We start from the raw sequence: 8,372 nt of genomic DNA, 5'->3' as shown, positions 1-8,372 counted from the left end.
AGAAACTTGAATTTTCCCGCATGGCCCAAGCGATTGAATGGATCAGGGAACACAAGACCGAGGTGACACTTGGGACCATCGTCGTCGTTGGTGGTGTCACCTTCGTCCTCATGACGGGCGGTTCTGGTGCGCTCATTCTGGCCCCTCTTGCCCTCTAGAATGCAACGATGAAATACAATCACAACTTCGATGTGGACTCCATCATGGAAGTCCTCAAGACTGTGAACGAGAAGTATCAAGACGGCTCGCCAGAAGACGAAGCGCTTCGAATCGCGGCGGTATCGCTGCTCTACGTCCGCGAGATCCAGAAACTGGATGAGTACCGCGAGTTCTTTCGCTCGTTCTACACCCCAGCCATCGACTACATCGTCGTCTCCCAGACGTTCGCAACGAGAGAAGAAGCAGACGCATGGCTCGCCAGCGGCAATGGCAGAGACGGCGAACTCGTCAGAATCGCTGGCCAGGGATTCCAAGTCATCCCTGCGCGTAAGCAAAAGGGGATGATGTTCCTCCGCACGCCCCTGCCGGAAGAATTGATGAAGCTATACCCTCCGGATTCAGAGTAGGCGCGCAAGCGCCATGGCATGACGAAGCCCTGACACCCTGGCGATGCCACCAAATGGTCTGTCCTATCGTGGCATGGATAGTTGATGCTGGAGCACCTGAATGAACCCCGATCTCACCACGAGCACCTTGGCTTGGTTGGAGCGCCCTCACTCGCCCCCAATTCGGGCAGTGGTCACCATTCGGAGCGAACTCTTCTCCGTGGGGTACAATCGTCGGCGTGGGCTGCGCTTGCTGACCCGCATCCCCTCGCAACAAGAACTGGACACCGGAGCGCCGTGACATGAGCCACTTCACCTTTCTCCAGGCCGAATGGCCCTCGGTCTTCGAGGCCACCGCGAAGGCCGAGTCGCTCGCCTACGCCGACGCTCGCACCTCCTGTTTCTACGCTCGGCGCGGTCTGGAACTGGCGGTGAGGTGGCTCTACACGCACGACCCGGCGCTCACCCTGCCCTATCAGGACAACCTGAGCGCGCTCATCCACGAGCCGACCTTCCGCAAGGCGGCCGGGGCGACGGTCTTCGCCAAGGCGCTGCTCATCATCAAGCTGGGCAACCTGGCCGTCCACAGCAACAAAATGGTGACGCAGTACGACGCGCAACGGACGGTAGGCGAGCTGTTCCACGTCGCCTACTGGCTGGCGCGCACCTACGCCCGCGGGCCTCAACCCGCAGCCGGGGTGGCGTTCGACCCCAGCAAGCTGCCCAAGACCGCTCCGGTGCCACCGCAGACGCTGGAACAACTCCAGCGGCTCGAAACGCAGTTGCGTGAGCGGGACGAGAAGCTTTCCGCGCTCCTGGCCGACAAGACCGCGTTGGACGAGGAGCTGAAGCGGCTGCGCGCCGAGATGGCCGAGGTCAAGAAGGCCAACACGACCCAGCCGGACACGCACGACTATTCCGAGGAAGAGACCCGCGACTACTTCATCGACCTGCTGCTCAAGGAGGCCGGCTGGGCGCTGGATCAGCCGCGTGACCGGGAGTTCGAGGTCAGCGGCATGCCCAACAAGACGGGCAAGGGTTACGTCGATTACGTGCTCTGGGGGGACGACGGCAAGCCGCTGGCACTCGTGGAGGCCAAGAGCACCCGGCGCGACCTGAGTGTGGGTCAGCAGCAGGCGAAGCTCTACGCCGACTGCCTGGAGCAGCGCTTCGGCCAGCGCCCGGTCATCTTCTATTCCAACGGCTACGAGCACCGGATTTGGGACGACGTCAGCAACCCGGAGCGCCCGGTTCAGGGCTTCTACAAGAAGGCCGAGCTGGAGCTGCTCATCCAGCGGCGTACCAGTCGCAAGCCGCTGGCGGACGCCCCCATCAACGCGGACATCGTCGAGCGCTACTATCAGACACGGGCCATCCGCCGTATCGGCGAGGCCTTCGAGCAGGACAGCGACCGCAAGGCGCTGGTGGTCATGGCGACCGGCGCGGGCAAGACGCGCACGGTCATCGCGCTCGTGGACCTGCTCATGCGCTGCAACTGGGTGAAGCGCGTGCTCTTCCTCGCCGACCGCGTGGCGCTGGTGAACCAGGCGGTCAACGCCTTCAAGAAGTTCCTGCCCGATGCCGCGCCGGTGAACCTCGTGACCGAGAAGGGCACCGAGGGCCGCGTGTTCGTCTCGACCTATCCGACGATGATGGGCCTCATCGACGAGACCCGCGAGGGTCAGCGGCGCTTCGGCGTGGGGCACTTTGACCTCATCATCATTGATGAGGCGCACCGCTCGGTCTTCCAGAAGTACCGGGCCATTTTCGACTACTTCGACTCGCTGCTGGTGGGCCTCACGGCCACTCCCAAGGACGAGGTGCATCACAACACCTACGGCCTGTTCGACCTGGAAAAAGGTGTTCCCACGGACGCCTATCCGCTTGAGGACGCGGTAGGCGACGGGTTCCTCGTGCCGCCCAAGGCGGTCTCTGTGCCCCTGAAGTTCCAGCGCGAGGGCATCACCTACGATGCGCTCCCCGCGGAGGAAAAGGACCAGTGGGACGAGCTGGAGTGGGACGACGAGGAGGGGGTGCCCGACCGCGTCGAAGCCGAGGCCGTCAACAAATGGCTCTTCAACAAGGACACCGTCGACAAGGTCCTGGAGCACCTGATGACCCGGGGGCTCAAGGTGGCGGGTGGTGATCGCCTGGGGAAGACCATCATCTTCGCCAAGAACAACGCCCACGCGGATTTCATCGCCGAGCGCTTCAACTCGAATTACCCCCACCACAAGGGCGCGTTCGCGCGGGTCATCACCTTCAAGACTGAATACGCCCAGAGCCTGATCGACAATTTCTCCAACAAGGAGAAGCCGCCGCACATCGCCATCTCCGTGGACATGCTCGACACGGGCATCGACGTACCCGAGGTGGTGAATCTGGTATTCTTCAAGCTGGTCCGCTCGAAAACCAAGTTCTGGCAGATGCTCGGTCGCGGCACGCGACTCTGCCTGGACCTGTTCGGTCCGGGCGAGCACAAGCGGTTCTTCTATCTCTTCGACTACTGCCAGAACCTCGAGTTCTTCAGCCAGAACCTCGAGACGGCCGAGGGCGCACCAGGCGAACCGCTGGGCAAGCGGCTGTTCAAGGCGCGGCTGGAACTCATTGGCGAGTTGGACAAGAAGCCGGGCCAGGCGGGCGAAACCCCGCGTGTGGAGGAGACCCAGCCAACCCTGGGCGAGGCAACGAACGACGCGGAAGTGCGGGGTGAGCTCGCCGTCTTGCTGCGCGGCGAGGTGGCGGCGATGAACATCGACAACTTCATCGTCCGGCCCAAGCGACGGCTGGTGGAGAAGTACGTGAAGCCGGCGGCATGGCTGAAGCTGACGGACGACTCGCTCTCGGAACTCGCACACGAAGTCGCCGGTCTCCCCTCGGAAAAGGAAACCGAGGCCGAGGAGACGAAGCGTTTCGACCTGCTGCTGTTGAACCTGCAACTGGCATTGCTGCGGGCCGAGCCCGGCTTCGAGCGGTTGCGCGAGCAGGTCAAGGCCATCGCGGGCCTGCTGGAGGAGAAGTCCAGCATCCCAATGGTGCGCGAGCAGCTCGCGTTGATCCAGGATGTACAGGCCGACGAGTGGTGGCAGGACGTGACGATTCCGATGCTGGAGCGCCTCCGCAAACGACTCCGCGCACTCGTGCGGTTCATCGAGAAGCAGAAGCGCAAGCCCATCTACACCGACTTCGAGGACCAGCTGGGCGGTGAGACGGAGGTGGCGCTGTCGAGCTTCGCCGCGTCGGACGGCTTCGAGCGCTTCCGGGACAAGGCTCGGGTGTTCCTCCGCGAGCACCACAATCACCTGGCCATCCGCAAGGTGCGGATGAATGAACCGCTGACCCCATTGGACCTGACGGAGTTGGAGCGGATGCTGGCGGAGAACGGAGTCGGTGGGACGGACGACCTCCGGCGTGCGACGCAGGAGGCGCATGGGCTCGGCCTCTTCGTACGTTCGTTGGTGGGCCTGGACCGTGAAGCCGCCAAGCGCGCACTCGCCGGCTTCCTGGCCGGGAGCAGGCTCGGGGCGAACCAAATCGAGTTCGTGAACCTCATCGTGGAGCACCTGACGGAGCACGGGGTGATGGAGCCCACGCTGCTCTATGAGTCACCGTTCACGGACGTCACCCCCCAGGGCCCGGAAGGGCTGTTCACCTCGACCCAGGTGAACGAGCTGGTCTCGCTGCTGGAGCGGATCAAGGCAACGGCAGTGGCCGCATGACCGCCCAGCGGAACGAAAGCGCCCGTGTTAGCGTCCAAGCGTCATGCGCCCCATGCCCGAGCCACCGCCGATGTCCACCCGCGCCCTGCTGGCGTGCCTGGTGCTCGCCGCCGCGGCCAGTCTCTTCCTCTGGCAGACGGTGTGGCTGTACCCCTTCCGACTGCTGGTGACGCTCATGCACGAGAGCGGGCACGCTTTCTCCGCCTGGGCCGTGGGCTCCCACGTGAGCAGCGTCACCATCAGCCCGGCCACGGGGGGCCTCACCTACCACTCGGTCACCGGCTCGCTCTGGAAGGAACTCCTCATCGCCTCGGGGGGCTACGTGGGCTCCTCGGTGGCCGGAACGCTGCTGCTGGTGGCCGCCGGGCGGATGCGCAGCGGACGTGCGCTGCTGTGGGCGCTGGTGGTCTGGATGGTGGGCGTGGCCGTCCTCTGGGTTCCACTGCTCCCGCCCGACCCTGGCGCCTCACACGCGCTCGCCACTGGTTCGTCCCGCTCGGATGGGCTCTTCACGCTCGGCTTCATCGCCGGCATGGGGGCCCTGCTCGGACTGGTGGCCTGGAAGGGCCCGGTGTGGTTGCGGCGCGGATTGGTGGTCTGGATCGCCGCGCTCTCCTGCCTGCTGGCGCTCCAGGACATCAAGGGCCTGTTCGGCTACGGCCTGGAGGTGGGGGTCTCCGACGCCCACGCCATGGCCCAGCTCACCTACCTGCCCGCGCCCTTCTGGGCGGCGGTGTGGATGGGGGTGTCGCTCGGGGCTATGTGGTTGGGACTCCGCTCCATCCTCCGGCGCCGGCAGCTCATGCGCCGCCCCATCATCGGGTTGTCCCCGAGGTAGAGCCGGACTGAGTCAGAAAGGCAGCGAGGCGCGCCCTTCCCGGTGAGCCCGGAAGAACTCCCGCACCTGCCGGACGGAGGAGTGCTCGGCCAGGGGACTCACGTCCACCCGCGCCAGACGCCGGCACAGCTCCTCGTCGAGCGCCAACCCCTCGAATCCGAGCGCTTCCTCCAGTACGCGCCGGGGCCCGGTCTGGCCGCGAATCAGCTCCTCCTGTGTCGGCTCCCGCCCGAGCAACTGGCGCAGCACTCCCCGGTCCTTGAAGAGCAGCACCTCCGTCTCGGGCGCCATCAAAACGAGCTTCCACTGGTCCGCGCAGGCCGCGCTGATCAGCAGGTACACGATGGAGCGGTGCGTCTGCCGGATCTCCTCCGGTTTCGTGTCGGTGACCAGGGCCACGACGTACCTGCGACGCAGGAGGATGGATTTCGCCGCCATGACACTTCCCCCCGCGGAATCCTCTTCGACCAGGCGGAGCTCGGGTCCGAACTCCGGCTCGAGCAGCTTGCGGAATACGCGGGCCATTGCCTGCCCTCGAACGACCAGAGCCGGAATCATCGGAAGTCCTCCTCCACGAGTTCGTCATCCATCACGGCCAGCAGGTTGCGCGGAGGCTGTGCGTGGAACTCATCCGGCCCAACGACGCCCCACCTCCCTGCCCCCATGATCCAAAAGGCTAACCAGACACTCTGACACGCCCGATCTGAAGTATCGGGCGAGTGACGTCTCACGTCAAGTGCCAGGGTCTACCTGATGGGTAAATGGAGCTGGGAGGGGTCAGAGCTTCTCCACCGCCACCGTGTTGTCGTCTGGTTTGCGGTCGATGAGCTTGTTGAGTGGATCCACCCCCGCCTTCGCCGGGCGCTGGTCCACCACCGCGGTGAACTCCAGGTCACCCGGCTTCACCCGCACCCGCTCCAGGTAGAGCGGCTTGCCCTCCTGGTCGAGCACGCCCACGTCCGTCCAGTCGGAGAACTTCAGCTCCGTCTCCGTGCCGGTGCCGTTGGGTGCGTGAAGGGCGGCTGCTGGTAGGCCACCTTCTGGCGACGTCGTTCCACGTGTCACGCTTCACCTCGTAGCGCGCCGAGAGGAACGAGTAGAAGTTCAGGATGGGGCTGTCCATCGTGCAGCATGTCGATGTCGCCGAGGAAGGCGCTGCCGCTGTCGGCCTCCTGGAGGGTGGCCAGCGTGCGCATCAGCGTGGACTTGCCCGCGCCGTTGGGGCCGAGCAGTCCGAACATGCCGGGCTTGATGGTGAGGGAGACGTCCTGGAGCGGACAGGTAGAAGTGAGGAGGGCATCCTGGAGGGGACCGCGGGGGACCTCAATCGTTGAGCCGGACGATCTCCTCGTTGAGCGCGCCGGCGAAGCCCACCCAGGCGAGGTAGGGCGCCATCATCCACGCCGCCCCACGGTCCACCTTGCTCGACACGGCGGTATACCCGGCGAGGCTCACCCCCAGGGCCACGAGGTCCACCAGCGCGGCCTTCTGGCGGTGCTTTCGGAAGAAGAGCGGGGACCAGAGCGCGTTGAACCCGAGCTGCGCGCCCCACAGGAGGAGCGACCACGAGCGACTGGGACCCGCGGGCCGGTTCCACACCTTCCACGCGGAGAGGGCCATCAGTCCATACATCACCGTCCACACCGGCCCGAACACCCGGGCCGGTGGTTGGAAGGCGGGCTTGCGCAGGCGCCGGTACCAGAGCTGCGTGCTGTTCGAGGCACGTGCACCCACCAGGGCCGTGCCCATGGTGAGCGCCCCGATGGTCCCCAAGGCAGCGAGGGACTCCACCCGGAGGGACGGGTTCCTCCAGGTGGTGAGAGACGGATTCTCCAACGGGGTGTGCTCCTGCATCGTCCAGCCTCCGTCGCGTTGATGGCTATGCCGGGGCGCCCGCGGCCTCCTCGCCGACCCGGGCTTCCAACATCGTCCCCGTGGCGATCCAGCTTCGCACCAGCGCCAGGTGCTCCTGCTCCACGTCCAGCGCCCGCTGGAAGTCCTCGGCCAGCGCGGTGTGTCCCAGCTCACGCGCCAGCTCGATGAGCAACTCCCAGCTCGCGTTGTCCACGAGCTCGGCCGTCAGCAGCCCATCCAACGACTGGAGCAGGTTCACGTGCGGGTCCGTCAGCATCCGGGGCACGCCCTCGGACATGTTGGCCTGGAGGTCCGCCGCCGGCGTGAGCGCCGTGGGGTCCCCACCCAGCTTCTCGATGGAGCGCTTGACGAGCGCGAAGTGCGACAGCTCGTCCAGGCGGATCTTCTCCAGCTGCTCCCGCGAGGGCCCGCCCTCCCACGTGCCGAAGACGTCCAGCTTGGAGAGGGCCGCCTCGTACAGCCGCACCCCGGTGCGCTCGAAGCCGGCGCGCTGGCCCAGTTTGTCGATGAAGACCGTGGACCGGCCGCCCTTCAGCATGTCCACCGCCGTCTTCGCCATCCCCTTCATGGTGACGGGAGGTGGCACCGAGCCCAGGTTCTCCGACTCGCGCGCGTAGGCCTGGCGCTCCTTCCAGATGCCCGAGGCATCTCCCGGGACGTCCGGAGAGTACTTCTCCGCGCCCTCGATGGTCTTCTTGCCGCCCACCGGGGAGGTCGCGATGCCCGTCTTGTTCATCCCCAACTCGCTCGCCTTGCGTTCCATTACTGGATCCTCCCTTCGGACAGCGGGCTCACGCGCTCGGCCTCCTCGGCCAGCTCGGTGCCCGGACGCCAGCGGTAGCCCGCGGAGGCGACCGCGCTCGGCGAGCCCTCCGAGTTGAGCTGCTGGCGGTAGAGCAGCGTGCGCTCGGACTCCTCGGTGCGCGGCACGAACTCGGTGCCGTTGGCGCTCAAGCCCACCTCGGTGTTGAGCACCTTGCGCACGAACTCGCGGTGGCTGTCGAAGCGGACGGGCTCCGGCAGCTCCCGGGGCAGCACCTCGGCGGGATCCCGCCCCTCCAGCTGCTTGAAGAGCTCCATCACGTAGTGCAGGTGCCCCAGCTCGTAGTCCACGAACCGCTGCCACACTTCCTTGATGCGCGGGTTCGACTCGTAGTGCAGGCAGCTGTAGTAGTTGTAGACCTCATTGGCCTCGTGCAGCAGCCACTTCTCCAGCCACGACTCGTCCGGGTCGCACAGCGACTCGTACTGCGTGACGTGCTGCTCCTCGATGGCGGCGATCTCCGCGTAGAGCTGGCGCGCCACCGGGTCGGTGAACGTCGGCCCGATGTTCATGTAGTAGGTGTGAACCTGGTTCTCGGCCGAGACGATGGTGAGCGCGTTGAGCTTGGTGAT

The 8,372-nt window shown here is 65.6% G+C and carries 8 protein-coding genes and 1 pseudogene; 3 read left to right on the top strand and 6 right to left on the bottom strand.

All coding sequences use genetic code 11. The annotated features are described in order from the left end of the window. Nucleotides 1-167: 167 nt before the first annotated feature. The 3 genes from VF794_RS24805 (at nt 168) to VF794_RS24795 (ending at nt 5,102) form a co-directional block, all read left to right on the top strand. Complete coding sequence (locus VF794_RS24805) at nt 168-566, top strand: hypothetical protein (protein ID WP_331114508.1); 399 nt, start codon at nt 168-170, stop codon at nt 564-566. A 281-nt stretch (nt 567-847) separates the two neighbouring features. After that, entirely contained in the window at nt 848-4,264 is a 3,417-nt protein-coding gene (locus VF794_RS24800) for a DEAD/DEAH box helicase family protein (protein ID WP_331114506.1), read from the top strand. 70 nt (nt 4,265-4,334) lie between these two features. Next, nucleotides 4,335-5,102 (top strand): M50 family metallopeptidase, encoded by a 768-nt coding sequence (locus VF794_RS24795; RefSeq protein ID WP_331114504.1) that lies wholly within the window; start codon nt 4,335-4,337, stop codon nt 5,100-5,102. A gap of 12 nt (nt 5,103-5,114) precedes the next feature. Here the strand turns inward: VF794_RS24795 and VF794_RS24790 are convergent, their stop codons facing one another. From VF794_RS24790 to VF794_RS24765, 6 genes and pseudogenes are all read right to left on the bottom strand, one after another. Beyond that, a complete protein-coding gene (locus VF794_RS24790) occupies nt 5,115-5,627 on the bottom strand; it encodes a hypothetical protein (RefSeq protein ID WP_331114502.1) in 513 nt (170 codons plus the stop codon). Nucleotides 5,628-5,879: 252 nt separating this feature from the next. Then, a complete protein-coding gene (locus VF794_RS24785; protein WP_331114500.1) occupies nt 5,880-6,167 on the bottom strand; it encodes a hypothetical protein in 288 nt (95 codons plus the stop codon). Next, a complete protein-coding gene (locus VF794_RS24780) occupies nt 6,164-6,343 on the bottom strand; it encodes an ATP-binding cassette domain-containing protein (RefSeq protein WP_414640948.1) in 180 nt (59 codons plus the stop codon). Before VF794_RS24780 ends, VF794_RS24785 begins: the two co-directional genes overlap by 4 nt. An 82-nt stretch (nt 6,344-6,425) precedes the next feature. Further along, nucleotides 6,426-6,875 (bottom strand): TspO/MBR family protein, encoded by a 450-nt coding sequence (locus VF794_RS24775; RefSeq protein ID WP_331114498.1) that lies wholly within the window; start codon nt 6,873-6,875, stop codon nt 6,426-6,428. A 106-nt stretch (nt 6,876-6,981) separates the two neighbouring features. Then, a complete protein-coding gene (locus tag VF794_RS24770) occupies nt 6,982-7,740 on the bottom strand; it encodes a ferritin-like domain-containing protein (protein WP_331114496.1) in 759 nt (252 codons plus the stop codon). Next, nucleotides 7,740-8,372 (bottom strand): annotated as a pseudogene (locus VF794_RS24765) (hypothetical protein); the annotation flags it as partial. The pseudogene VF794_RS24765 and the gene VF794_RS24770, both read right to left, overlap by 1 nt.

Source organism: Archangium sp. (assembly GCF_036389735.1).
Lineage (GTDB): Bacteria > Myxococcota > Myxococcia > Myxococcales > Myxococcaceae > Archangium.
The sequence above is the reverse complement of the archived record's forward strand: the minus strand, read 5'-3'. Positions and strand labels throughout refer to the sequence as shown.

What these genes read in the sequence shown, in the direction of transcription:
- VF794_RS24805 (WP_331114508.1), top strand. Translation starts at nt 168, where the DNA reads ATGAAATACAATCACAACTTCGATGTGGACTCCATCATGGAAGTCCTC.
- VF794_RS24800 (WP_331114506.1), top strand. Translation starts at nt 848, where the DNA reads ATGAGCCACTTCACCTTTCTCCAGGCCGAATGGCCCTCGGTCTTCGAG.
- VF794_RS24795 (WP_331114504.1), top strand. Translation starts at nt 4,335, where the DNA reads ATGTCCACCCGCGCCCTGCTGGCGTGCCTGGTGCTCGCCGCCGCGGCC.
- VF794_RS24790 (WP_331114502.1), bottom strand. Translation starts at nt 5,627, where the DNA reads ATGGCCCGCGTATTCCGCAAGCTGCTCGAGCCGGAGTTCGGACCCGAG.
- VF794_RS24780 (WP_414640948.1), bottom strand. Translation starts at nt 6,343, where the DNA reads ATGTTCGGACTGCTCGGCCCCAACGGCGCGGGCAAGTCCACGCTGATG.
- VF794_RS24770 (WP_331114496.1), bottom strand. Translation starts at nt 7,740, where the DNA reads ATGGAACGCAAGGCGAGCGAGTTGGGGATGAACAAGACGGGCATCGCG.